Annotated in this window: 22 protein-coding genes and 5 tRNA genes; 11 read left to right on the top strand and 16 right to left on the bottom strand. The window is 58.8% G+C overall.

Annotation, left to right across the window (positions count from 1 at the left end; translation table 11 throughout):
- Positions 1–56 precede the first annotated feature (56 nt).
- The 11 genes from BN1129_RS15015 to lolB all read right to left on the bottom strand — a co-directional run bounded on the left by BN1129_RS15015 (position 57) and on the right by lolB (position 7,684).
- Positions 57–131: transfer RNA gene (locus BN1129_RS15015), tRNA-Gln, on the bottom strand.
- A gap of 132 nt (positions 132–263) precedes the next feature.
- Positions 264–338, bottom strand: a tRNA-Gln gene (locus BN1129_RS15010).
- Between the two features lie 46 nt (positions 339–384).
- Positions 385–459 (bottom strand) — tRNA-Gln (locus tag BN1129_RS15005).
- Between the two features lie 13 nt (positions 460–472).
- Positions 473–549, bottom strand: a tRNA-Met gene (locus BN1129_RS15000).
- 234 nt (positions 550–783) lie between these two features.
- Positions 784–1,875 carry a redox-regulated ATPase YchF gene (gene ychF / locus BN1129_RS14995; protein WP_042037524.1) on the bottom strand — a complete coding sequence of 364 codons (1,092 nt, stop codon included), beginning with the start codon at positions 1,873–1,875 and terminating at the stop codon, positions 784–786.
- A gap of 130 nt (positions 1,876–2,005) precedes the next feature.
- Positions 2,006–2,602: an aminoacyl-tRNA hydrolase gene (pth, locus tag BN1129_RS14990; RefSeq protein WP_042037523.1), complete on the bottom strand. Its 597-nt coding sequence runs from the start codon at positions 2,600–2,602 to the stop codon at positions 2,006–2,008.
- Positions 2,603–2,799: 197 nt separating this feature from the next.
- Entirely contained in the window at positions 2,800–4,788 is a 1,989-nt protein-coding gene (locus BN1129_RS14985) for a bifunctional metallophosphatase/5'-nucleotidase (RefSeq protein WP_042037522.1), read from the bottom strand.
- A 101-nt stretch (positions 4,789–4,889) separates the two neighbouring features.
- Positions 4,890–5,837, bottom strand: a complete 948-nt coding sequence (locus BN1129_RS14980) for a ribose-phosphate pyrophosphokinase (protein ID WP_005317019.1) — start codon at positions 5,835–5,837, stop codon at positions 4,890–4,892.
- Positions 5,838–6,149: 312 nt separating this feature from the next.
- Positions 6,150–6,224: transfer RNA gene (locus BN1129_RS14975), tRNA-Gln, on the bottom strand.
- Positions 6,204–7,073 (bottom strand): 4-(cytidine 5'-diphospho)-2-C-methyl-D-erythritol kinase, encoded by an 870-nt coding sequence (gene ispE / locus BN1129_RS22695; protein ID WP_084204667.1) that lies wholly within the window; start codon positions 7,071–7,073, stop codon positions 6,204–6,206. The genes BN1129_RS14975 and ispE overlap by 21 nt, the downstream gene beginning before the upstream one ends.
- A 26-nt stretch (positions 7,074–7,099) precedes the next feature.
- On the bottom strand, positions 7,100–7,684 hold the full coding sequence (gene lolB / locus BN1129_RS14965) for a lipoprotein insertase outer membrane protein LolB (RefSeq protein ID WP_042037520.1): 585 nt from the start codon (positions 7,682–7,684) through the stop codon (positions 7,100–7,102).
- A 121-nt stretch (positions 7,685–7,805) separates the two neighbouring features.
- Here lolB and hemA point away from each other — a divergent pair, with 121 nt between their 5' ends.
- The 7 genes from hemA (at position 7,806) to BN1129_RS14930 (ending at position 14,984) form a co-directional block, all read left to right on the top strand.
- Positions 7,806–9,062 carry a glutamyl-tRNA reductase gene (gene hemA / locus BN1129_RS14960; RefSeq protein ID WP_042037519.1) on the top strand — a complete coding sequence of 419 codons (1,257 nt, stop codon included), beginning with the start codon at positions 7,806–7,808 and terminating at the stop codon, positions 9,060–9,062.
- A 53-nt stretch (positions 9,063–9,115) separates the two neighbouring features.
- Entirely contained in the window at positions 9,116–10,204 is a 1,089-nt protein-coding gene (gene prfA, locus BN1129_RS14955; protein WP_042037517.1) for a peptide chain release factor 1, read from the top strand.
- A gap of 49 nt (positions 10,205–10,253) precedes the next feature.
- Entirely contained in the window at positions 10,254–11,108 is an 855-nt protein-coding gene (gene prmC, locus BN1129_RS14950; RefSeq protein WP_042037516.1) for a peptide chain release factor N(5)-glutamine methyltransferase, read from the top strand.
- Positions 11,109–11,151: 43 nt separating this feature from the next.
- Complete coding sequence (locus BN1129_RS14945; RefSeq protein ID WP_042037515.1) at positions 11,152–11,535, top strand: SirB2 family protein; 384 nt, start codon at positions 11,152–11,154, stop codon at positions 11,533–11,535.
- A gap of 11 nt (positions 11,536–11,546) precedes the next feature.
- The gene (locus BN1129_RS14940; protein WP_042037514.1) at positions 11,547–12,347 is read left to right on the top strand and encodes a SirB1 family protein; all 801 of its coding nucleotides are present in this window, start codon (positions 11,547–11,549) and stop codon (positions 12,345–12,347) included.
- A 194-nt stretch (positions 12,348–12,541) separates the two neighbouring features.
- Entirely contained in the window at positions 12,542–13,396 is an 855-nt protein-coding gene (gene kdsA, locus BN1129_RS14935) for a 3-deoxy-8-phosphooctulonate synthase (protein WP_042037513.1), read from the top strand.
- Between the two features lie 304 nt (positions 13,397–13,700).
- A complete protein-coding gene (locus tag BN1129_RS14930) occupies positions 13,701–14,984 on the top strand; it encodes a dicarboxylate/amino acid:cation symporter (protein ID WP_042037512.1) in 1,284 nt (427 codons plus the stop codon).
- Positions 14,985–15,307: 323 nt separating this feature from the next.
- Here the strand turns inward: BN1129_RS14930 and grcA are convergent, their stop codons facing one another.
- Positions 15,308–15,688 (bottom strand): autonomous glycyl radical cofactor GrcA, encoded by a 381-nt coding sequence (gene grcA / locus BN1129_RS14925; RefSeq protein ID WP_042037511.1) that lies wholly within the window; start codon positions 15,686–15,688, stop codon positions 15,308–15,310.
- A 728-nt stretch (positions 15,689–16,416) separates the two neighbouring features.
- Here grcA and ung point away from each other — a divergent pair.
- Entirely contained in the window at positions 16,417–17,085 is a 669-nt protein-coding gene (gene ung, locus BN1129_RS14920; RefSeq protein ID WP_042037548.1) for a uracil-DNA glycosylase, read from the top strand.
- Positions 17,086–17,264: 179 nt separating this feature from the next.
- Positions 17,265–17,813, top strand: coding sequence for a hemerythrin domain-containing protein (locus tag BN1129_RS14915; RefSeq protein WP_042037509.1), 549 nt, complete (start codon positions 17,265–17,267; stop codon positions 17,811–17,813).
- Between the two features lie 49 nt (positions 17,814–17,862).
- Here the strand turns inward: BN1129_RS14915 and BN1129_RS14910 are convergent, their stop codons facing one another.
- Positions 17,863–18,045, bottom strand: coding sequence for a DUF3545 family protein (locus tag BN1129_RS14910; protein WP_042037507.1), 183 nt, complete (start codon positions 18,043–18,045; stop codon positions 17,863–17,865).
- Positions 18,046–18,205: 160 nt separating this feature from the next.
- Positions 18,206–19,156, bottom strand: a complete 951-nt coding sequence (gene tal, locus BN1129_RS14905; protein WP_042037506.1) for a transaldolase — start codon at positions 19,154–19,156, stop codon at positions 18,206–18,208.
- Between the two features lie 722 nt (positions 19,157–19,878).
- Between tal and BN1129_RS14900 the strand changes: the two genes are divergently transcribed.
- Both BN1129_RS14900 and ampC read left to right on the top strand, forming a co-directional pair.
- Positions 19,879–21,321: an alanine/glycine:cation symporter family protein gene (locus BN1129_RS14900; protein ID WP_042037505.1), complete on the top strand. Its 1,443-nt coding sequence runs from the start codon at positions 19,879–19,881 to the stop codon at positions 21,319–21,321.
- Between the two features lie 429 nt (positions 21,322–21,750).
- Positions 21,751–22,899, top strand: coding sequence for an FOX/MOX family class C beta-lactamase (gene ampC, locus BN1129_RS14895; protein ID WP_042037504.1), 1,149 nt, complete (start codon positions 21,751–21,753; stop codon positions 22,897–22,899).
- A gap of 156 nt (positions 22,900–23,055) precedes the next feature.
- Here the strand turns inward: ampC and ruvX are convergent, their stop codons facing one another.
- Both ruvX and BN1129_RS14885 read right to left on the bottom strand, forming a co-directional pair.
- Positions 23,056–23,478 (bottom strand): Holliday junction resolvase RuvX, encoded by a 423-nt coding sequence (ruvX, locus tag BN1129_RS14890; RefSeq protein ID WP_042037503.1) that lies wholly within the window; start codon positions 23,476–23,478, stop codon positions 23,056–23,058.
- 46 nt (positions 23,479–23,524) lie between these two features.
- Positions 23,525–24,079 carry a YqgE/AlgH family protein gene (locus BN1129_RS14885; RefSeq protein WP_042037546.1) on the bottom strand — a complete coding sequence of 185 codons (555 nt, stop codon included), beginning with the start codon at positions 24,077–24,079 and terminating at the stop codon, positions 23,525–23,527.
- Between the last annotated feature and the right edge of the window lie 355 nt (positions 24,080–24,434).

The following is a 24,434-nucleotide window of genomic DNA, read 5'->3' as shown; positions in this document are numbered from 1 at the left end:
ACCAACTGAGCTACATAGCCGTCTTGTCATCAATATCATCGCTGACAAGTCAAAAATGGCTGGGGTACTAGGATTCGAACCTAGGGATGGCGAGATCAAAACCCGCTGCCTTACCGCTTGGCGATACCCCAACAGCGCTCCTCGACAGTCATGAGACTGGCAAAGAACCTTTAAACATTGCGGTGGTACCAGGAAACTTGACGAGATCGAAACCTCTTACGTTTACCACCGCTATCACCGACGAGGTCGATGAAAGGCAATAATGGCTGGGGTACTAGGATTCGAACCTAGGGATGGCGAGATCAAAACCCGCTGCCTTACCGCTTGGCGATACCCCAACAGCGCTCCTCAACAGTCTCGAGACTGGCAAAGAACTTTTAAAAATGGCTGGGGTACTAGGATTCGAACCTAGGGATGGCGAGATCAAAACCCGCTGCCTTACCGCTTGGCGATACCCCAACTGAACAATTTATGGTGGCTATGACGGGATTCGAACCTGTGACCCTCGCATTATGAGTGCGATGCTCTAACCAACTGAGCTACATAGCCAACCGTGCTTCCAGTGAGTCGTTGCCTCATCACTGTGCGGGCCGAATTATGCGTATCTGGCTCTGGGGCGTCAACCCTTTTTTTGCCAGAAAAACCGAATTTGGGTGCGTTTGGCGAGTTATTGGTCGCTGTCGTGCAAAAGCCCAACAATCTGGTTTTTTTTACGACATTTGCCGGAAGATAGGGTGTTCTGCCAGATAAAAGAGAGGCCAGCAATGCTGGCCTCTCTTGGGATTAGACGTTGAACAGGAAGTTCATGATATCGCCATCTTTGACGATGTACTCTTTCCCTTCGGCGCGCATCTTGCCTGCTTCCTTGGCACCTTGCTCACCCTTGTAGGTGATAAAGTCTTCGAAAGCGATGGTTTGGGCGCGAATAAAGCCTTTTTCAAAGTCGGTGTGGATCTTGCCCGCCGCTTGCGGCGCTGTGGCACCGACCGGAATGGTCCAGGCACGCACTTCCTTCACGCCGGCAGTGAAATAGGTCTGCAGCTTGAGCAGCTCGTAACCTGAGCGGATCACCCGGTTCAGGCCCGGCTCTTCGATGCCAAGGTCTGCCATGAACTCGGCGCGATCGTCGTCATCCAGCTCGGCGATGTCAGATTCGATGGCGCAGCAGACCACCACCACAACCGCGTTCTCGGCGGCGGCGATTTCACGCACCTTGTCGAGGAAGGGGTTGTTCTCGAAACCGTCTTCCGCCACGTTGGCGATGTACATGGTGGGCTTGAGGGTCAGGAAGTTGAGGTGGCTCACGGCGGCCAGCTCATCCTTGTCCAGCTTCATGCCACGGATCATCTGGCCGTTTTCCAGGGCGACCCGGATCTTCTCCAGGGTTTCCACTTCCAGCTTGGCATCCTTGTCGCCGCCCTTGGCGCGCTTGGACTGGCGGTGAATGGCGCGTTCGCAGGCGTCCAGATCCGACAGGGCCAGTTCGGTGTTGATCACCTCGATGTCGTCGGCCGGAGAGACCTTGCCAGCAACGTGAATGATGTTCTCGTCCTCGAAGCAGCGCACCACGTGGCCGATGGCTTCGGTTTCACGGATGTTGGCCAGGAACTGGTTGCCCAGACCTTCGCCCTTGGAGGCACCGGCAACCAGACCGGCGATGTCCACGAATTCCATGGTGGTCGGCACGACACGCTGGGGATTGATGATGGCCGCCAGCTGGTCGAGACGCGGATCCGGCATGGGAACCACACCCGTGTTCGGCTCAATGGTGCAGAACGGGAAGTTGGCGGCTTCGATGCCAGCCTTGGTCAGCGCATTGAACAGGGTGGATTTACCTACATTGGGCAGGCCCACGATACCGCATTTAAAACCCATGGATTGTTACCTTACTTGATAGATGCTGTGAGGGGCGCAGGCGTCCCGTGTCATATTTTTTGGCCTCGAGACGGTATGAAACCGCTCATGGCCCTGATCATGTCTGGCTTGGGCGCATGATCGAACATCCCTATACTTTTTCGGCCTTGAAGCTGTGCAAGCGATTCATGGCCTTGGTCATGTCTTGCTTGAACAGGATATCGGTGGCGCGCAGGGACTCATCCAATGCGGCCTCGATCAGGCTCTGTTCACTGCTTGGGGCCTTGGTCAGGACGAATCCGGCCACCAGCTCCTTGGCACCGGGATGGCCGATGCCAAGGCGCAGCCGGAAGAAGTTATTGTTATTACCCATCTTGGCAATGATGTCTTTCAGGCCATTGTGACCACCGTGGCCACCACCTTGCTTGAACTTGGCGATGCCGGGGGGCAGGTCCAGTTCATCGTGGGCCACCAGCATGGCTTCCGGTTCTATCTGGTAGAAACGGGCCAGCGCCGCCACTGCCTTGCCGGAGAGATTCATGTAGGTGTTCGGGATGAGCAGACGCACATCCTGACCTTCCACCTGAATGCGGGCCGTGTGGCCGAAGAACTTGGGCTCTTCGCGCAGGCTGACATTGTGCCAGCCTGCCAGCTGCTCCACATACCAGGCGCCCGCATTGTGGCGGGTCTTGGCGTATTCGGGGCCGGGATTGCCCAGTCCCACGATCAGTTTGATTTGGCTTGTCACGCTTGATGTCTTCACTCGCTACTTGCAATGGGCAGACAGCCCAAGGCAATGGGACGCAATATTCTAGCCGCCGACTGGCGATCACTCAACCAAAGCTCGGCAACCGTGAGGGAATAATCGCTGATGGGGTTGCCAATGGCAGCAAAACGGACCCCTTGTCGGGGCCCGTGTTGGTCAATGTTCGCTGGGGTGGCGCCTTACTCGGCCCGCAGCAGCGTGACCGTCTCTTCCGTCAGGGCGGTCAGGGTCGGCCGCTGCTCTCGCACGTATTGCACGAAGGAGGCCGCGTCCGTGCCGCAGTTAACGCTGCTGGCCTTGCAGTCGAGCTGCTGACCCGGTGCATAACGGGCGCTTAGCTGATCGCCGCTTTGCTCCACCTTCTCGATGGGGAAGCCGGTCAGTTTGCCATCCACCCAGGCGAGATCCAGTCGCTCGGCCTGCTGGCTCTGGGCGCGGGCGAGTGCCTGCCAGCCGTCGTTGCCATCGGCACTGTAGGCATTCATCACCACCCGATAGCGTTGGTTGTCGACCAGATCCTGCCATTGCCCTGCAGCCGTCTGCCATTGCAGTTGGGTCAGCTCGCCGCGCTTGTCCGGCACCGTTTCGGTGAAGGTGTAGCGCAGATGACCGCCGTAGGGGAATTTGCCGGCGTGGGCACTGGCAGGCAAGGTGGCCGTAATGGTCTCTGTCAGCAGGGCGCGTACCTCGGCGCCGGTCAGGGTCAGCACGGAGAGCTGATTTTTGAATGGCAACAGGGTGAGCGCCGCGTCCCCCTCGCGCAACTCGCCAGCGGGCAGATCGGCGCGCACGCCCCCCACCGCCAGCAGGGCGAAGTGAACCGGCCCGCCGGTCAGGGCTTGCACCGCCGGGGTGTTGGCCCAGTAGTATTGGCCTTCGGCCACCAGGGGGGCGACGTCGGATCCGTGGCTGTCGCTACCGTTGTCGCCGGGGCGACGGGCATTTTGCAGCGGCGCCGGCAGGGTGGCGATGACGGGTCCGAAGGCCTGCTCCAGCGCCGGCTTGTAGTGGCTGTCGATGATGCCGCGCAGGCGCGGGTCTTCATCCACTGTCACCAGGTTGGGCCGGGCATCAATGAACTTGCTCGCCTGTTTGCCACGCGTCTTATCCAGCACCTGTTTGCGGGCCGGATCGGCGAAGAAGTCACGGCTGGCCAGCAGCTGGTTCTGGCCCTTGCAGGCGATGACCCGGCCCTGGCCGTCGAAGCTGATCCGGGCCAGGCCGATGGCCTGGGCGTAGGAGCCCGCTTGTACTACGCAGGTCAGGCCGACGCCGTCCGGATTGGTGACCAGCTGGGCGTATTCGCCGGTCTTGCCCCAGCCGATGTTGCTGAAGTCACCGAGCAGGCTGTGGGAGTGGCCGCCGACGATGGCATCGATACCATTCACCTCGGCCGCCAGCGCCAGATCCCGCTCGTTGCCGATATGGGTCAGGGCGACGATCTGGTGGATCCCCTTGGCTTGCAGCATGTCAACGGTGGCCTGAGCCGAAGCGACCTCCTTGCCAAAGCGCAGCTTGCCGACGTTGGGGGAGATATTGGCCATGTCCTCCAGCACCAGTCCCATCACGGCCACCAGATGCTGGCCCTGGGGCAGGTTGTTGAGATCGGTGACCGGGCTCTTTCGGTTGCCTTTGAAGGCATAGACCACGAAGGGTTTGAGGTTGGTGGCGTTGTGCAGATCAGGGTCGGCCGTGGTGTCGAGGTTGGCCGCCAGTACCGGGAAGTTGACCCTCTTGATAAAGCGGGCGAGCTTCTGGTTGTCGAGATCGAATTCGTGATTGCCCAGGGCCATGGCATCGAGGCCGAACTGGTTCAGTAGCTCGGCATTGGCCATTCCCTCGTTGAGCTTGAAGTAGCCGCTGCCCTGCCAGGCATCGCCACCGTGCAACAGCAACAGCGGCTGGTTTTTGGCAAGCGCCTCGGCCTGAAAGGATTTTGCCATGGTGAGCAGGCGCGGATAGCCGCCGAAGCGGGTGTAGAGAGTGTCGCTTTCCCCCTGCTTGCCAAAGATGGGCCCCTTCAGCTCGGCGTTGACCGGGTCAAACTGGGAGTGGGTATCGTTCATGTGCGCCAGGGTCAGCACGAAGGGCTGATTTTCTTTGCCGGGCTGACAGGCGAACAGGAAGCTGCAGAAGGCAAGAAGCAGCAGCGGGCGCAAGCGATTCATGGATCAATCCTTAACCTGCGGTGGGGCAGGGCAATACCGGGTGTGACAGGACTAGAAAGACAAAAACCGCCAGCTGGCGGTTTTTGTCACAACGGTGTCTATCAATGCTCAAACATGGCAGAGATGGACTCTTCGTTGCTGATACGACGAATGGCTTCCGCCAGTACGGTTGACAGGGTCAGCTGTTTGACCTTGTCGACCGCCTTCATCTCTGCGGTGAGCGGGATGGAGTCGGTGATGATCAGCTCGTCGATGACCGAGTTTTTGATGTTCTCCACGGCGGAACCGGAGAAGACCGGGTGAGTGGCGTAGGCGAATACACGCTTGGCGCCGCGCTCTTTCAGGGCTTCTGCGGCCTTGCACAGGGTGCCGCCGGTGTCGATCATGTCGTCGACTATGATGCAGTCGCGGCCAGCCACGTCACCAATCAGGTGCATGACCTGGGAGACGTTCGGGCGGGGACGACGCTTGTCGATGATGGCGATGTCGGTATCGTCCAGCAGCTTGGCGATGGCACGGGCACGCACCACGCCGCCGATGTCCGGTGATACAACGACAGGGGATTCGAGGTTCTTGGACTTCATGTCTTCCAGCAGCACAGGGCTGCCGAACACGTTGTCGACCGGGACGTCGAAGAAGCCCTGGATCTGCTCGGCATGCAGGTCAACGGTCAGCACACGGTCCACACCCACGCTGGAGAGGAAGTCAGCGACAACCTTGGCGGTGATGGGCACACGGGCGGAGCGGACGCGGCGGTCCTGACGGGCATAACCAAAGTAGGGGATAACGGCAGTAATACGGCCAGCTGAAGCACGACGCAGAGCATCCACCATGACGATCAATTCCATCAAATTGTCGTTGGTCGGGGCACAGGTGGATTGAATGATGAAGATATCGCCACCGCGTACATTCTCATTGATCTGTACGCTGATCTCGCCGTCGCTAAAGCGACCTACGGCAGCATTGCCGAGTTTGATAAACAGGCGATCTGCGATCTTCTGGGCTAGTTCCGGCGTTGCGTTACCAGCAAACAGCTTCATGTCAGGCACGGTTTGAAACCTCGGGGTTGCATCCAGTATGTGGGGGAGTCTGATTCAGACCCGTATCGTTTTGGGGCAAACGATTTATCAAGTTGACGGGTCAGGCCAATATAGGCCGCTTTCAGGCTAGGTGCATCTCGTTGCATGTTTCAAACCGGATGGCTGCCGCGTTTGCGGGAAGCCGTCATCCAGGAGATCGATGACCTCTTTGCGAGTGACAAGGGGGACGATAATGGTTGCAGACTGGCTTGACGAGATTGCGCTCTGTCAAGATCATCTGCGGCCTGCTTACCGAGACACCCGTGTCAATCACCAGGATAATGGCTGGGGTACTAGGATTCGAACCTAGGAATGGCGAGATCAAAACCCGCTGCCTTACCGCTTGGCGATACCCCAATCACTGATTTGTTGCAATGTCACGAACAGTGGTGATATGTTCTCGCCCTTGGCGACAAACCCATCCCATCCCTTCGGCACTTTTGCCAACACTTCCCGAGCAGCCTCTTCGTCTTCAAATTGAGCAAAGACGCAGGCTCCTGTGCCCGTCATTCTTGACGGCGCGTATTCTAGCAACCAGCCGAGCGCATTGGCAACCTCGGGGTGGCGCTTTTTCACCAGCAATTCGCAATCGTTTTTCCACGTCCCTTCCAGCAGGTTGTGAAATGCCATTTTCGGCGTCGCTCTGGGCAGGTCCGGATCCTGAAAAACGGCGGCAGTGGCCACGTGGCAATCGGGCTTGAGCACCAGGTACCAGACGCTTGGCAATTCGACCGGTTGCAGTCGCTCGCCCACCCCTTCTGCAAAGGCGGCGCGGCCACGAACAAACACGGGCACGTCGGCACCCAGCTGGACGCCGAGCTCGGCCAGCTCATCTTCACTCAAGCCGGCCTGCCAGAGGTGATTGAGCGCAACCAGGGTCGTGGCCGCGTCCGAGGAGCCGCCCCCTATGCCGCCCCCCATGGGCAATACCTTCTCCAGCCGGATATGGGCCCCCTGCGGGCTCGACAACCGCGCCTGCAGCAGGCGGGCGGCGCGTATGATGAGGTTCTGCTCATCGGGCACGCCGGGAATGGCCGGGCTCAAGGTGAGCTGCACCGTGTCTGGCAGTGGCTCGAATTCGAGCCAGTCGCCGTGACTGAGAAAGATAAACAGGGTCTGCAGCTCGTGATAACCGTCCGGTCGACGGCCATTGACGTGCAGGAAGAGGTTGAGTTTGGCCGGTGCGGGCCAGCGAGTGGCTGTCATGTTCGCCTCCTTGTCGGTTGCAGCCATCAGTGAACGAGCGTCCATTGGTTGATCTGCAATTTGAGGCGGCTGCCCTGGCCCTCCATGGTCAGCAGGTGTGGCAGGCGGTAGCCGTCCTGATCCCGGTAGTCGCCGTAGACGATCTGCCACTGGCCGTCACGCACGCTGGCCAGGCTGCTGTCGGGATTGAGTTCGAACTCGGCCTTGCCCGGCAGCCCCTTGATCCACTCCGGCAGCCCCTGCACCGGTATGTTCCAGCCGGTGAGTTGATAGACGAGTGCCTCGGCATCCTGGCTCTGGTGCCGCTTGCCCTCGTTGTCGATCAGGGTAATCTCGCCCTTGCTGCGGGAGAGCTCCAGTATGTGGGTGCCAACTATGCTGCTCAGGTTGAGACGATAGTCGTCCCCATCCTGCCGCCAGTTGACCCGGGCGCTGCCCTTCTGCTGGGCGGTGATGATGGCCATCTTGCCCGACAGTTGCCAGTGGGTGAGCTGCTCGAGACGGGCCCGCTCTTGCTGCCAGTTGACCTGATCCCGCTGGGGTTGGATGGTGGCACAACCGGCCAGCGACAGCAGGCAGGCGAAGGTGAAAATACGCAATAACAAGGTCATGCTCCAGATATGGGGATTTGCCACAGTATACGGGGCGGCCGTATTGCTTTTAAAGCCTTACCCTTTCTCGTACAATTGACGACCTTTACTCCCAGCGCACAGATACGATCACCACCCACTCATGAGTTTGCTTGCCCTCGGAATTAACCACAACACCGCCAGTGTCGCCTTGCGGGAGCGGGTCGCGTTCGGCCCGGACTGCATCGATCGCGCCTTGCGTGAGCTGGTCACCCAACCCGGCGTAAGCGAGGCGGTGATCGTCTCGACCTGCAACCGCACCGAGCTTTACTGCAGCCTGGCGCAGGGGCAGGGGGAGCAGGTACTGCACTGGCTGCAACGTTTCCATGGTCTGGACGCGGCTGACGTGGTGTCAGCCATCTACCTGCACTGGGACGAAGAGGCCGTGCGTCACCTGATGCGGGTAGCCTGCGGCCTGGATTCGCTGGTGCTGGGCGAGCCGCAGATCCTGGGGCAGATCAAGCAATCCTATGCCCATGCCCAGCAGTCCGAGGCGGTGAAGGGGTCGCTGGAACGCCTGTTTCAGAAATCCTTCTCCGTGGCCAAGCGCGTGCGCACGGACACCGAGATAGGTGCCAGCGCCGTGTCGGTGGCCTTTGCCGCCGTCAGCCTGGGTCGGCGCATCTTCTCTGATCTCTCCCAAACCAAGGTGCTGCTGGTCGGTGCTGGCGAAACCATAGAACTGGTCGCCCGTCATCTGCGCGAGCAAAACGTCACCCAGATGATGGTGGCGAACCGCACCCTGCAGCGTGCCCAGCTGCTGGCCGAGGAGTTTGATGCCAGGGTGATGACCCTGGAAGAGATCCCGGATTATCTGCACGAGGCGGACATCGTCATCAGCTCGACTGCCAGCCCGCTGCCCATCATCGGCAAGGGCATGGTGGAACGCGCCCTCAAGGCCCGTCGCTTCAAACCCATGTTCCTGGTGGATATCGCCGTGCCACGGGATATCGAGGCCGAGGTGGACGAGCTCTCCGATGCCTACCTCTACACGGTTGATGACCTGCAGGGCATCATCGAGCAGAACCTGGAAACCCGCAAACGGGCCGCCGCCGAGGCGGAGCTCATCGTGCAGGAAGAGCGCGATGAGTTCATGGGCTGGTATCGCAGTCAGCATTCGGTGGATCTCATCCGCGATTATCGTCATCAGGCCCAGCAGGTGGCTGATGAGGAGTTGCAGCGCGCCTTGCTGGCCCTGCAACAGGGTGAGAATGCCGAACAGGCCCTCAAGGCCATGGCGCATCGCCTCACCAACAAGTTGATCCACGCACCGACCCAGGCCTTGCGCCAGGCGGCGGCCCAGGGGGATCACCATCAGCTCTCCCGCCTGCGTCAGGTGCTGGGATTGTCACCAGAGTAATTGTTCGGGGTGGCCGACTGGCGGCCCCTTCCTCCATCGAGAAAACAAGATTTATGAATCCGTCACTGATCAGAAAGCTGGAAGGCCTCATCGAGCGCCACGAAGAAGTACAGGCCATGCTCGGCGAGCCAGGGGTGGCCTCGGATCAGGATCGCTACCGCGCCCTGACCCGGGAATATGCCCAGCTGGAAGATATCGTTCACGCCTTCCAGCACTTTCGCCAGGCCGAAGAGAACCTGGAGGCCACCAAGCTGATGCTGGAAGAGGATGATGCCGACCTGCGCGAGATGGCGCAGGAGGAGTTGCCGCTGGCCAAGAGCACGCTGGAGGAGCAGGAGCAGGCGCTGCAGGTGATGCTGCTGCCCCGGGATCCCAAGGATGACAACAACTGCTACCTCGAGATCCGGGCCGGTGCAGGCGGTGACGAGGCGGCCATCTTTGCCGGTGACCTGTTTCGCATGTATTCGCGCTACGCCGAGCGTCAGGGCTGGCGCATCTCCATCGTCAGCTGCAACGACGGCGAGCACGGTGGCTACAAGGAGGTGATCGCCAAGGTAGACGGCGAGCACGTCTATGGCCGTCTCAAGTTTGAATCCGGCGGCCACAGGGTGCAGCGGGTGCCCGAGACCGAATCCCAGGGTCGGGTACACACCTCCGCCTGTACCGTCGCCGTGCTGCCGGAAGTGCCGGAAGCCGAGCAGATCGAGATCAATGCGAACGACCTGAAGATAGATACCTTCCGCGCCTCCGGGGCGGGTGGCCAGCACGTCAACAAGACGGATTCCGCCATCCGCATCACCCACCTGCCGACGGGTCTGGTGGTGGAGTGCCAGGATGAGCGCTCCCAGCACAAGAACCGCGCCAAGGCGATGTCTGTGCTCTCCGCCCGCCTGCAGGCGGCCGAGGATGAGCGCCACCGCGCCGCCGAGCAGAGCACCCGTCGCAACCTGGTGGGTTCCGGCGATCGCTCCGAGCGCATCCGCACCTACAACTACCCGCAGGGTCGCCTCTCTGAACACCGCATCAATCTCACCCTCTATCGCCTCGGCGAGATCATGGAGGGGGATCTGGACTGCATCATCAGCCCCATGATCCAGGAGTATCAGGCCGATCAGCTCGCCTCCCTGGCCGAGAACAGCTGATGCAGCCCGTGTGTGCAGATATCGCCGTCATGGCGCTGGCGCGCCGCTGATGCAGATCCAGCAGGCCCGCGCCCACATAATGGCAACTCTGGCCGGGGGCGACTCTCCCCGCGCCGACGCCGATGTGCTGCTCTGCCATCTGCTTGGTTGCCGACGCAGCTATCTGATGACCTGGCCGGAGCGCACCCTCGATGCCGCCCAGCAGGCGACCCTGCAGGGTTGGCTGAGCCGTCGTCTCAATGGCGAGCCCATCGCTCACCTTGTGGGGGAGCGGGAGTTCTGGTCACTGCCGCTCAAGGTGAGCCCGGCCACCCTGATCCCGCGCCCCGACACCGAGGTGCTGGTAGAGCAGGCGCTGGTGCGGTTGCCCCCAAGGCCCGCTTTGCCGCATCAGGCGCCTTGCGCCTTGCTGGATCTGGGTACAGGCACAGGTGCCATTGCATTGGCGCTCAAGTCAGAGCGGCCGGATGCCGATGTATGGGCGGTGGATCGCATGCCGGAGGCGGCCGCACTGGCACGCGCCAACAGCGCCGCGCTGGGGTTACCCATCGAGGTGCGGGGCGGCAGCTGGTTTGAGCCACTCTCGGGCGCGCCGTGTTTCGAGATGATAGTCTCCAACCCGCCCTACATCGACGGTGCCGATCCCCATCTGGCTGAGGGGGATGTGCGTTTCGAACCCCGCTCTGCCCTGGTGGCGGACGAGCAGGGGCTGGCAGATATCCGCCTGATAGTGGCCGGTGCGCCGGCCCATCTTTGCCCGGGCGGCTGGCTCTTGCTGGAGCATGGCTGGCAACAGGGTGAGGCGGTGCGTCAACTCCTGCTGCAGTGCGGCTACAGCCAGGTGGAAACCGTGCGTGATTACGGTGATAACGAGCGGGTGACCCTGGGGCGCCTGGCTCGGTGATGATGACGGGCGGGCCCGGCCTGCCCCTGTTCAAGGATATGTTATGTATGTTGTTCTCAAACATCTGCACCTGGTGCTGATCGCCTCGGCCGTGCTGATGTTTATGCTGCGTTTTTACTGGGTTCAGAAGGGGACGGGTGGTGCCTATAGCAGCCGGGTCCTGCAACTGAGCGGCTGGTTGAATGGGCTGGTGGTGCTCTCCGGCGTGCTGCTGTGCATGGTGCTGGATCTCAATCCGCTCAACAACGGCACCCCCTGGCTCAGCGAGAAGCTGACGGCCATCCTGGTGGTGGCATTTTTGGCCATGATGGCGCTGCGACTGGCCCGCAATAACGGTATCCGCTGGTTTGCCTTCCTCGGCGCCATCGGTTGGCTCTTCTTTATCGCCAAACTGGCCGTATACAAGCAGGCCAGTCTGTTCGGTTAAGGGTGATGACGATGATACGCGTAGACGAATGGACCGATTTCGAAGCCCACGATATTGCCGAGCTGGCGCTGTCGGTGAGCGATGAGATCCATGGTATCAGCGGTCGTGGCGAGGCCGAGCTGGCCCGCCTCGATGCCTGGCTGGACGAGACGATCGCTGAGGGCAATTGCGACGAGGTGCGCCGTCAGCTGCTGCAGGGTTTCTACCAGAGCATGGGTTTTCACGGTGACTGGCAGGATTACTTCTCCGCTGCCAATTGCGATCTGGCTCAGGTGCTCGCCCGCAAGCAGGGCATTCCGGTCAGCCTCGGCATCCTCATCATACAGCTGGGCCGCAAGCTCGGGCTGGATGTGGAGGGGATCTGCTTCCCCGGTCACTTCCTGGTGAGCTTCGCTGGCAGCGAAGGCGAGGTCTATGTAGACCCCTTCACCGGCGACGAGCTGAGCCTGCACCGTATCGAATTGCTGCTGCGCGGCGCCCTCGGCAATCTGGCTACCCTGACCGCCGAACACCTGCAGCCCTCGGGCCAGTGGGAGATCATCGAGCGGCTGCTCAACGTCAGCAAGGGTGCCCTGCTGCGGGAAGATCGCATGACAGAAGCGCTGCGCTGCAGCGAACTGCTGCTGCGCATGAAGCCTGGCGATCCGCTGGAAACGCGGGATCGGGGCTTCATCTACGAGCAGCTCGACTGTCCACGCTTCGCCGCCGACGATTTTGAATACTTTATTGAACAATGTCCGGACGATCCGGTGGCCGATGTGCTCAAGGTACAACTGGCCGCGCTGGATCTTAGCCCCAAGCCGCTCCATTAAGGATGCCCGGGAGCTGCCACAGAACAATATCAGTGCCGGTGTGCCCAAGGCGCAACGGACTAACAGGGATTCAAGCCCCGGGCCCCTGCACTCAAGGATGCCCGGGAGCTGCAACAGAAGAGTATCAAGGTCGGTGTACCCAAGGTGCAACGGACTAATTTGGATTCAAGCCCTTTCACTTAAGGATGCCTGAGATGGAACAGAAGAATATCAAGATCAATGACATCGATGTAGCCAACGACAAACCGTTCGTGCTGTTCGGTGGCATGAACGTGCTGGAATCCCGCGACATGGCGATGGCGGTGTGCGAGAAGTACGTGGAAGTGACCAGCAAGTTGGGTATCCCGTTCGTGTTCAAGGCGAGCTGGGACAAGGCCAATCGCTCCTCCATCCACTCCTACCGCGGCCCGGGTCTGGAAGAGGGGATGAAGATCTTCCAGGAGCTCAAGGCGACCTTCGGTATGCCGGTTATCTCGGATCTGCATGAGGTTCATCAGGCCAAGCCGGTGGCCGAAGTGGTTGACGTCATCCAGCTGCCCGCCTTCCTGGCGCGCCAGACCGATCTGGTGGAGGCCATGGCCCGTACCGGCAACGTCATCAACATCAAGAAACCGCAGTTCCTGAGCCCAAGTCAGATGAAGAACATCACCGACAAGTTTGAGGAGTGCGGCAACGACCAGCTTATTCTCTGTGAGCGCGGCGCCAACTTCGGTTATGACAACCTGGTGGTGGACATGCTGGGCCTGGGGGTGATGAAGAAGAGCACAGGCGGCTATCCGGTGATCTTCGATGTGACCCACTCGTTACAGTGCCGCGATCCGCTGGGGGCTGCCTCGGGGGGTCGTCGGGATCAGGTGACCGAGTTGGCCCGTGCTGGCATGGCGGTCGGCCTGGCCGGTCTGTTCATCGAGTCACACCCGGATCCGAAAGTGGCCCGTTGTGATGGCCCGAGTGCCCTGCCACTGGAGAAGCTGGAAGGTTTCCTCAAGCAGATGAAAGCCATTGACGATCTGATCAAGGGCTTTGAGCCCCTCGATACCTCCGCCTGATCCACAGCGCCAGTTTAGTGATGCCAAGTGCCCCGCCATGCGGGGCATTTTTATATCCAGAATGTGTTCATTGAGGTCTTAAATAAATCACCGACCAAATATATCACGGTTGCCGTGGCGTTAATGATGTTAAATTCGTTGTGTGATTGATGTCTCTTAATGACTTCTTATAACGTGTGAAAGTGGCGCCGTTACGATGACGAAATAGCATGAAGCTGGCGAGAGAACGATGATATCTCGTTACGGTTCCCTGCATGCTTATTTCTGCCTTATGGGAAATTGATTAATTAACAGGACGTTAATAATGCGAAAGAAAATATTCAGCAGCCTTTATTTTCAGGTGCTGCTTGCGATCACCCTGGGGGTATTTCTGGGGCACATCTATCCAGACCTAGGGGCGGATATGAAGCCACTGGGTGATGGCTTCGTGAAATTAATCAAGATGATCATTGCCCCCGTTATTTTCTGTACCGTGGTGACAGGTATTGCTGGCATGGAGAGCATGAAGGCGGTGGGGAAAACCGGTGCCATCGCGCTGATCTACTTTGAAGTGGTAAGCACTATCGCCCTGGTCATCGGATTGGGCGTGGTCAACCTGCTGCAACCCGGGGTGGGCATGAACGTGGACCCCGCCACGTTGGATGCCAGTTCCATCTCGGCCTATGCCGAGCAGGCCAAGTCGCAGGGCATTATCGCCTTCCTGCTGGACGTGATCCCGGGCAGCGTGATCGGCGCCTTTGCCAGCGGCAATATTCTCCAGGTATTGCTGTTTGCGGTGCTGTTTGGTTTCTCCCTGCATCATATTGGCGAGAAGGGAAAATTAATCTTCAATGTCATCGACAGCTTCTCCCAGGTTATGTTCGGCATTATCAACATGATCATGCGACTGGCGCCGGTCGGGGCATTTGGTGCCATGGCCTTTACCATAGGGAAATACGGTATTGGCTCGCTGGTGCAGCTGGGACAATTAATCGCCTGCTTCTACTTGACCTGTTTGCTGTTCATTTTTCTGGTGCTGGGCAGTATTGCCAGGGCGAATGGTTTCAGCATCCTGCGCTTTATTGCCTACATCAAGGAAGAGCTGCTGATCGTGCTGGGAACCTCCTCTTCCGAATCCGTGTTGCCGCGTATGCTGGTCAAGATGGAGGCGCTCGGCTGCAAGAAGTCGGTGGTGGGGCTGGTGATCCCGACCGGTTACTCCTTCAACCTGGATGGTACCTCCATCTATCTGACCATGGCGGCCGTCTTCATCGCCCAGGCGACCAACACGCCGCTGGATCTGTTCCAGCAGATCACCCTGCTGGTGGTGTTACTCATCTCTTCGAAAGGGGCGGCCGGCGTCACCGGCAGTGGCTTCATCGTGCTGGCGGCGACCATCTCGGCGGTGGGGCACCTGCCGCTCGCCGGGTTGGCGCTGATCCTGGGGATAGATCGCTTCATGTCGGAGGCGCGTGCCCTGACCAACCTGATCGGCAACGGGGTGGCCACTGTGGTGGTGGCCCGCTACTGCGATCAGCTCGATGAGCAGCAGATGAACGAGGTGCTCGCCAACCCGGCCGCGGTGCAGAAGGTCGAGCAGCACGGATAGCTGGCGGGCCCTACCTGCGAGGAGAGGATGGGCAAGCACTGTTTCTTTCCCATCCAAAAACGCCCGCGTGGGTAATGCCAATCAGTTAACTCTTTTTGTGACTGAATATTTGAAATTTTGACTGGCAGGAACGGCGCCATGGTTAACGCGTCAATGTGGCTGACACCTTTGCCCTGACGGGCATCCAATAAAAAGAGGGAGGCATTATGCCTCCCTCACTCTTTGGCCCTTATACCTCGCGGGTTGGGACTCAAATTCTCTTAACTGACTTGCAATTAGCCCGCGTGGGCCGTTTTGCATGGTGCAGATGACCGCAGAGGAAATTACAGGCTCTGGGTAAAGGTGCGGGTGACCACGTCACGCTGCTGTTCCGGGGTCAGTGCGTTGAAGCGCACGGCATAGCCAGAAACACGTATGGTCAGTTGCGGGTACTTCTCCGGATTGGCGATGGCGTCTTCCAGGGTTTCGCGGCGCAGCACGTTGACGTTCAGGTGCTGACCACCTTCCACGGCAGGTTCGGCTTGAACCGGCAGTTCACGGTATTCGAACTGACCCAGGTCAGCGACACTGACTTCCTGATCGGCGGCGAAGGTGTCGCCTTTGGCGCAGATGCAACGAGCCTGTTGCTTCTCTTCGTCCAGCAGCCAGAAAGAGTTCAGCAGCGCGGTGTTGGTGGACTGGGTGATTTGGATGCCCTTGATCATGGTATGACTCCTCATAGGAAAGCGGATTCAACTGTAAGGAGATTACCCTGATGTATTTAAACCACCGAGATGATTTAAAGGGCCCTTGCCTTACACCTTTACTTTGTTGGGTCATATATATCACGATGGTAATAATACGAAAATTGATCTAAATCAAAAAATGCGCAACTTGCACCTGTGTGTTGGGTTTAAATTATTGAGATTAATCAAAAATAGGTCATTTTTATGATTATAAAAGATATCCAAATTATGCATCTTTTATTAATTAAATCTAGTAATTTAACTACATCTTATGGCTATTTCAGCCTGTGACAGTGCTGGCCCAGCCCGCTTCACCGGCAGAGTGTCGTGGCTCTGTGCCAGATGTCCGTCGTCCGGCAACCCCGGTGCTCGTCTCCTCCATAAAGGCAGCGACTCCGCCAGGAGGGGCTCAGAGGAAGGCGCGGTCCCCGCCTGGGCACGCGTGGTGAAGAGAGCCGGTTCGGCGTCCCGCATTTTCTGCCGCTCTCGATGAGGAGGCATCATGTCCGTCACAATCCGCTGTATGGGGCTCAGCTGATGGCGATGCGGTTGCGTCTTGCGGTCTGCCCCCCTATCCTGAGCCCCTTGCCGCATTAATTGAGGATACTGGGGTGCAGACTTGGACAGATGTATTGGATTCGGAGAAAGAGGAGAAAGGGAAAGGACCGCAGGGGTCTGATCCTGCCGCATTGATGGAGGGGGCTGGGGTGCCGAGCTGGACAGATGTGATTGGCTCTGAAAAAGAGCAGGACTATTTCAAGGCGACCCTGGCGACCGTCAGGAGTGAGCGGGAAGCGGGCAAGCTTATCTACCCGCCTGCGACCGAGGTGTTCAACGCCTTCAAGCTGACCGAGCTGGATCGGGTCAAGGTAGTGATCCTGGGTCAGGATCCTTATCACGGCCCGACCCAGGCCCATGGCCTCTGTTTCTCCGTGCTGCCCGGCGTGCGCACGCCTCCCTCGCTGGTCAACATCTACAAGGAGATGCAGCGGGATCTGCCGGGTTTTGTCACACCCAATCATGGTTTTCTGGAGTCCTGGGCCCGGCAGGGCGTGCTGTTGCTCAATACGGTGCTGACGGTGCAGGCGGGCATGGCCCACTCTCACGCCCATCTGGGCTGGGAAACCTTCACCGACAGGGTCATAGAGCAGATCAATGCCAGCTGTCAGGGGGTTGTCTTCCTGCTGTGGGGAGCGCATGCCCAGAAGAAAGGCCGTTTCATCGACCGGCAGTGCCATCACGTGCTGAGTGCCCCTCATCCCAGCCCGCTCTCCGCCCATCGCGGCTTCATCGGTTGCGGCCACTTCTCCGAAACCAACCGTCTGCTGACCGAGCAGGGGATGAGCCCCATCAACTGGCATTCGGTCTGCGAATAGAGGACACCGAGTGGCCATGACTGTCGCCGGGTATCGAGCCAGGATGGCAGGAGCAGGGGGCTAGCATTGTGCGTCACTTGGCACTTTGTCTGCAGATGACTTGATTGAGTGCAAAGTTAGCGTGATAAATGACCGTATACTGGAGGCAGGATCGTCTCATTTCAGCGCAAGGAGTGCCCATGCTAGCCAGTCTGCACAAGGATCATCTCAACATCTCCAGGTTGCTGGCGCTGCTCAAACACAAGCTCGCCGTCATTCGCAATGAACAGCCGGTCAGCTACTTCCTGCTTCGGGACGTGGTGGATTATTTGCGGGAGGTCTCGGACAAGTACCACCACCCGAAAGAGGAGATGATCTACGACTACTACCTGAAATACCGGGTGGTGGAAGGCGAGGTTGCCAACCGGTTGCAGGAAGAGCACGCCAGATTGCTGGAGGCCGGTGCCGAGCTCAAGGAGATGGTGGAGATGATACTGATGGATGCCGTCATCCCGCTGGATCAGTTCACGGCAAGGCTGGAGCAGTTTGTGGCGCTGCAAGAGGCGCACATAAACTATGAAGAGGGAGTCATCTTCCCCCATCTGCGTGATTCGCTGACCGAGGATGATTGGCGTCACATGGAGCAGATCTGGCATAACCGGGCCATAGGGGATCCCCTGTTTGGCGCCGAGATCAGTCAGCACTTCCAGGCGCTGGCCAAACGCCTGTCGTTGCCACTCTCCTTCTGACCGTCACAAGCCACTAAAAACAGCGCCCCGGGTAACCGGGGCGCTGTTTTTACAGTTCGATCTCTTCCGAGAGACCTTCGTAGGCGATGTCGATGGATTGCAGCTCCTTCTGCAGGCGATGCTTGTCTTTCAACGCCTCAATCTCACGCCATTTACGTTTCTTTCCCGTTGTTCCGCGGCTACGTGAACCGAGCTCAACCACATCGTCATAATCGAAGTTGAACATATCCATGGCTCCCTCCTTGGTTATTCTCGTTCTCATCACCCGTATAACATAACGCCATTAAAATTAAAACGTTTTCGTGACGAACTCATGACAGGGGATCTGGCGCCCATAAAAAAACCGGACTCCCTCGCGGGAGCCCGGTTTTTGTCTGCTCTTGCTGCCCGGATTAGAGGCGGCTGGCCAGCATGGTTTCCAGCTTGCCCTGGTCGACGGCGAACATGCGGATCCCTTCGCCCAGCTTCTCGACGGCCATGGCATCCTGGTTCAGTTCCCAGCGGAATTCGGCTTCGGTCATCGGAGTTGGCTTCGGCAGACGCTCGCCTGTGTAGTTCAGCTTGCGCACCACGGCGCCTTCGGTCTTGCTCAGCTCTTCCAGCAGGGCCGGGCCTATGGTCAGGCGGTCACAGCCAGCCAGTTCCAGGATCTCGCCGGTGTTGCGGAAGCTGGCACCCATGACCACAGTCTGGTAGTCGTGCTGCTTGTAGTAGTCGTAAATGGCGGTGACGGAGACCACGCCCGGATCTTCGCTCTGGGTGTAGTCACGGTTGTGCTTGGCCTTGTACCAGTCGAGGATGCGACCCACGAACGGGGAGATCAGGAAGGCGCCGGCTTCGGCACAGGCACGGGCCTGAGCGAAGGAGAACAGCAGGGTCAGGTTGCACTGGATACCCTCTTTCTCCAGCACCTCGGCGGCACGGATCCCTTCCCAAGTGGAGGCCAGCTTGATCAGGATGCGATCGTTGCTGATGCCGGCTTCGTTGTAGAGGCGGATCAGTTTGCGGGCCTTGGCGATGCTGGCGTCGGTATCAAAGGAGAGACGGGCGTCCACTTCGGTGGAGATGCGGCCAGGAACTATCTTCAGCACTTCCAGACCGATGTTGACTGCCAGCTTGTCGCCCGCGTCGATGATTTGCTGTGCCTTGTCCTGGCTCTGGGATTTGGCCCAGTTGATGGCGTCTTCGATCAGTGCCGCGTATTCGGGGATCTCGGATGCCTTCAACACCAGGGAGGGGTTGGTGGTGGCATCGATGGGCTGGTAGCGCTTGATGGCTTCGATATCACCGGTATCGGCGACAACTGTGGTCAGGGCTTTCAGCTGGGTTAATTTATCGGCCATAGCAAATATCATCTCTTAATGAGGGAGGGATCCCTGGGTTGCGGGCGTGAGACGACAGTTCTGAAATAAAATTACAAAATCTCGGCGGCTCAGGCTCAGAAAAGCACGATGGGGGAGGCCCATCGCCATTGCCTGCCTAATTAATACGGATGTAGCGCATCCTGCAATAGGGGGGCTTGTATGCTTATCATCCAGTCGCCGGCAATGCGGAGAAGAAGGGGGTAAAAGTGATTGATAAAAAACGACTTTTATCCATTTTCTGCCAATGGATTTATCTCCCGATAAAAACAACTTTTTTGGTTGATTATCGGTTTTGTGTCCTCGGTCACATAAATTGTGTGGTTAGCTACTTGAAATTTTATTACGTGTAAAACGTTTGGCAAAACGGGGCCATTTTGAAATCCATTTTAGGTAAACGCTTGCGATCGTGGTTTGCTTCCCTGTGAACACATCTACCTCGATGTAGATAACTGTCAGGGTGTGCTCTTTTGGGGCTAATTTGTCAGCTGATTGATTGGATTCCAAGTTTTGTTGAAAATTTGCGTGTTAAATGAAGCGTTATTGTGGCGGACAGCTCGTTTTTGGTTTCTCAGTGATCGCGATCACTATTCTGAACTCCCTCGCTATGCTAGATTCCGCCCCTTTAGTGAACCGCTAATTCAGACACCGACAGCAAGGGGCCAGCGCAGACTGGCCATGGACGTGATAACAACGAGAGAAATATGGACACTTTGATCGCAATGCTAAACGACCTGATGTGGGGAGCCGTGCTCATCTACCTGCTCATCGGGGTCGGCATCTTCTTTACCTTTCGCCTGGGTTTTATCCAGGTCCGCCATTTCGGCCACATGTTCTCCGTGTTGCGCAATAGTCGCAAATCGGACAAAGCCGGTATCTCCTCCTTTCAAGCCCTCTGTACCAGCCTTGCCGCCCGCGTCGGTACCGGCAATCTGGCCGGTGTGGCCGTGGCCATTTACCTCGGTGGCCCGGGTGCCATCTTCTGGATGTGGCTGATTGCCTTCATCGGCATGGCGACCTCCTTCGTGGAGAGCACCCTGGCCCAGCTCTACAAGGTGAAAGACGAGGACGGCAACTACCGTGGTGGCCCCGCCTACTACATGGAGCGCGGCCTCGGCATGCGCTGGATGGGGGTGGTATTCTCCCTCTGTCTGCTGCTGGCATTCGGCCTGGTGTTCAATGCGGTGCAGGCCAACTCCATCAGCCTGGCGATGAATGTGGCGTTTGGCATTCCTGACTGGGCTACCGGCCTGACGCTGGTAGTGCTCTCCGGCCTTATCATCTTCGGCGGCATTCGTGGTATCGCCCGTTTTGCCGAGCTGGTGGTGCCCTTCATGGCGCTGGCCTACATCCTGATGGCGCTGTTCGTGGTGGCGACGAACATCACCGAACTGCCAGGGGTGTTTACGCTGATCATCAAGTCTGCCTTCGGCATCGAGCAGGCGGGTTCCGGCGCCATGGGCTATGCCATCTCCCAGGCGATGATCAATGGTATCAAGCGCGGTCTCTTCTCAAACGAAGCCGGTATGGGCTCAGCCCCCAACGCCGCCGCAACCGCGACCCCCTATCCGCCGCACCCGGCCTCGCAAGGCTATGTGCAGATGCTGGGGGTGTTCCTCGACACCATCGTCATCTGTACCTGTACCGCGGCCATCATACTGATGTCCGGCCAGTTTGAACCTGGCTCCGGCATCACGGGAGTCGAGCTGACCCAGCGGGCACTCTCCTCCCAGATAGGTGGTGGTGGCAGCATCTTCATCGCGACGGCCATCTTCTTCTTCGCCTTTACCTCCATAGTGGCGAACTACTCCTACGCCGAGACTAACCTGGTGTTCCTGGAGCACAACCACAAGGGCGGTCTGGTGCTGTTCCGGATGTTCGTGCTGGGCATGGTGATGTTTGGTTCAGTGGGTGAGTTGCCGACCGTGTGGGCCATGGCGGATGTCTCCATGGGGTTGATGGCTATCGTCAATCTGGTGGCCATAGTGCTGCTCTCCGGCGTGGCCATCAAGCTGGCCAAGGACTACAACGACCAGCTCAAGCTGGGCAAATTGCCCACCTTCGATGCTAACAAGTACCCCGAGATCCGCAGCCAGCTGGAAGAGGGGATCTGGGACAATCCCCCCCAGAGCAACAAGCAGGCCTGAGCCTGGTGTTAGCTGTTGTCTGATGAACAAGGGGAGCCACTGGCTCCCCTTTTGCTTGCGCGGGATCTTGATTGGCGGTCGGCGCTATCGCTGTCCATCCCATGCGCGGCAGGTCTGGCGCAACCGTCGCTGCAGTTGCTGCCAGATCCGCTGCCGTTGTCTCGGGGAGAGGGGGAGCTGGCGCGATTGATCTCGTCCGCCAGCAGTCGTGCTATGTGCTCTTGTCTCCTTTCGCCCCTACAGCTTATACGTCAGCGGTGGAGGGGTATCGAATGGGTAAGCCATTGAGCAAGGTCATTTTTGGGGCAACTTCACACAGACTTCACTCTGGCTCACAGTGGGCACATGGAGCTCATCTAGGCTTGCGCACGGATTGACTGTGCCAGCCATGGGGTTGGCGTTACCTACATTCATCATGAGACTCATCAAATGGAAAAAGCTCCAACCCGGTCGCTGCTGGTACTGAGTGCCCTGTTGCTCTCCCCTTTATCCCATGCAAAAGAAGCCGAGCCCCTGGCGGCCGTGGTGGATGGCGCCATCCGGCCTTTGCTCAAGGAGCACAGGGTTCCGGGCATGGCGGTCGCCGTGCTCAAAGAAGGCAAGGCGCATTACTTCAACTACGGGGTAGCGGATCGGGAGAGCGGTACTCGCGTCAGCGAGCAGACCCTGTTCGAGATTGGTTCAGTCAGCAAGACACTGACCGCGACCCTTGGCGCCTATGCTGCGGTCAAGGTGGGTTTTCAGCTGGAGGACAAAGTGAGCCAGCATGCGCCTTGGCTGAAAGGCTCCGCCTTCGACGGCATCACCATGGCCGAACTCGCCACCTACAGTGCGGGCGGCCTGCCGTTGCAGTTTCCCGACGAGGTGGATTCCACCGACAAGATGCATGCCTACTATCGCCAGTGGACGCCAGCCTACCCGGCGGGTACCTATCGCCAGTACTCCAATCCCAGCATAGGCCTGTTTGGTCACCTGGCCGCGAATAGCCTGGGCCAGCCATTTGAGCAACTGATGAGCCAGACCCTGCTGCCCAAGCTGGGCTTGCATCACACCTATATCCAGGTGCCGGAGTCGGCCATGGCGAATTATGCCTACGGTTACTCGAAGGAAGACAAGCCCATCAGGGTCAATCCGGGCGTGCTGGCGGCCGAGGCTTATGGGATCAAGACCGGTTCTGCGGATCTGCTGAAGTTTGTCGAGGCGAACATGGGGTATCAGGGAGATGCCGAGGTAACAAGCGCGATCGCGCTGACCCACACCGGCTTCCATTCGGTGGGGGACATGACTCAGGGGCTGGGCTGGGAGAGCTACGCCTATCCCGTCACCGAGCAGACATTGCTGGCGGGCAACTCACCGGCGGTGAGCCTCAAGGCCAATCCGGTCACGCGCTTTGCGGTGCCCAAAGCGATGGGCGAGCAGCGGCTCTATAACAAGACTGGCTCGACCGGCGGCTTTGGCGCCTATGTGGCGTTCGTACCCGCTAGGGGGATAGGCATCGTCATGCTGGCCAATCGCAACTATCCCATCGAGGCCAGGGTCAAGGCGGCTCACGCCATCCTGAGCCAGCTGGCGTTGTGATGATCATGCCTGCCTGACGGAATGACTTCTTCTGGGGTAAATAATGAACGCTTGTCAATACGCCGGGTCACCCCGGCGTATTTTGTCATTGTAGTCACCGGCTATCACAGCGGCTGGTCGCGGCAAGGAGAGCGCTGCTAACCTTGCCGCGGGTGGCTAGCCGTACTGCTCTTCCATCCAGGCTTCCAGAATGAGCTGGGCGGAGACCCCATCCACGCTGCCTTTGTCGAGCGCCTTGTAGCCACCCCGTTCAAACAGGCGGGCGCGGGCATCCGTGGTGGTCAGCCGCTCGTCCTTGAACTCCACCTGTTTGCCAAAACGGCCGTGCAGACGGTTGCCGAATTTGCGGGCCCGTACCGTGATCTCCTGCTCAGTGCCATCCATGTTCAGCGGCAGGCCGACCACCAGCAGATCCGGTTGCCACTCCTTGAGCAGCTTCTCGACGTCGTCCCAGTTGGGAACACCGTCGTTGGCCTTGATGGCGCGCAGGGGCTGGGCTGTGCCGGTGAGCTCCTGACCGATGGCGACCCCTATGCTCTTGGTGCCGTAGTCAAAGCCCATGATACTGCGTGATGACATTGAATGTTTTCCTCAAAGCGCCTCGTAAAATACGTGGCAAACGGCATCAGCTGTGACCGATGTCGCTGGATAGATGAATGGGATTGACCCCTATGCTGGCAGCGGCTTGCTGCCAGCGCTGATGGATCGGGGTCTTGAAGACAAGATCCGGATTGGGCGGGATCACCAGCCAGGCGCCATCCACCAGCTCCTGTTCCAGTTGACCTGCACTCCAACCGGCGTAGCCGAGAGCCACCAGCCAGTGATCCGGGGCCTGCTCTGTGCCCAGGGTTTCCAGTATGTCCTTGGAAGTGGTGACCATGAGTTCATCCCCCACCTGCAGGGTGGAGTTGAACCCCGGGCGGAAGCTATGCAGCACGAAACCGCGATCGGCGTGTACCGGTCCTCCTTGCAGCACGGGCTGCTTGAGATCCGGGCTGGCCGGGGGGGCGAGCTTGAGCTGGGTCAGCATGGCGTCCAGCGACATGTCCACCGGGATGTTGACCACCAGCCCCATTGCACCCTCTTCGTTGTGTTCGCACAGGTAGACCAGCGAACGCTCGAAATAGGGATCGGAGAGGCTTGGCATGGCGAGCAGGAAATGATTTTGCAGTGTTTGCATATGGGCCAAATATTGCAAAGGTATTTGGGGCAATTATGGCAGCTCACTGTATCGGGCAAAACTGCTTTTTATCGCTTGCGGTCCTTTCCATCGACATTGTCAGGATGGAGAGAACGTCATGGAGGCTGTTTCGATCAGACAGATGCTGATCCTGGGGCCCCTGCTGGCACCTGTGCTGCGCAAGGACGAGCTGGGCGGGCTCACTCCCTCAGCGAGGTGAGCTGTCATTTTCGTGATCTCACCACCCAGATCAACGGCATGGCACAGGAGCAGAGCAAGGTGACGGTGGAACTGTTCCGCTGCTGAGGTGGCGTGCCCAGTACGCTGGCGGGAAACAACAGAGGCGGTCCCGGGG

Origin of the sequence: Aeromonas popoffii, assembly GCF_000820025.1 — a bacterium.
GTDB lineage: Bacteria > Pseudomonadota > Gammaproteobacteria > Enterobacterales > Aeromonadaceae > Aeromonas > Aeromonas popoffii.
This window is presented reverse-complemented; position numbering and strand designations above follow the sequence as displayed.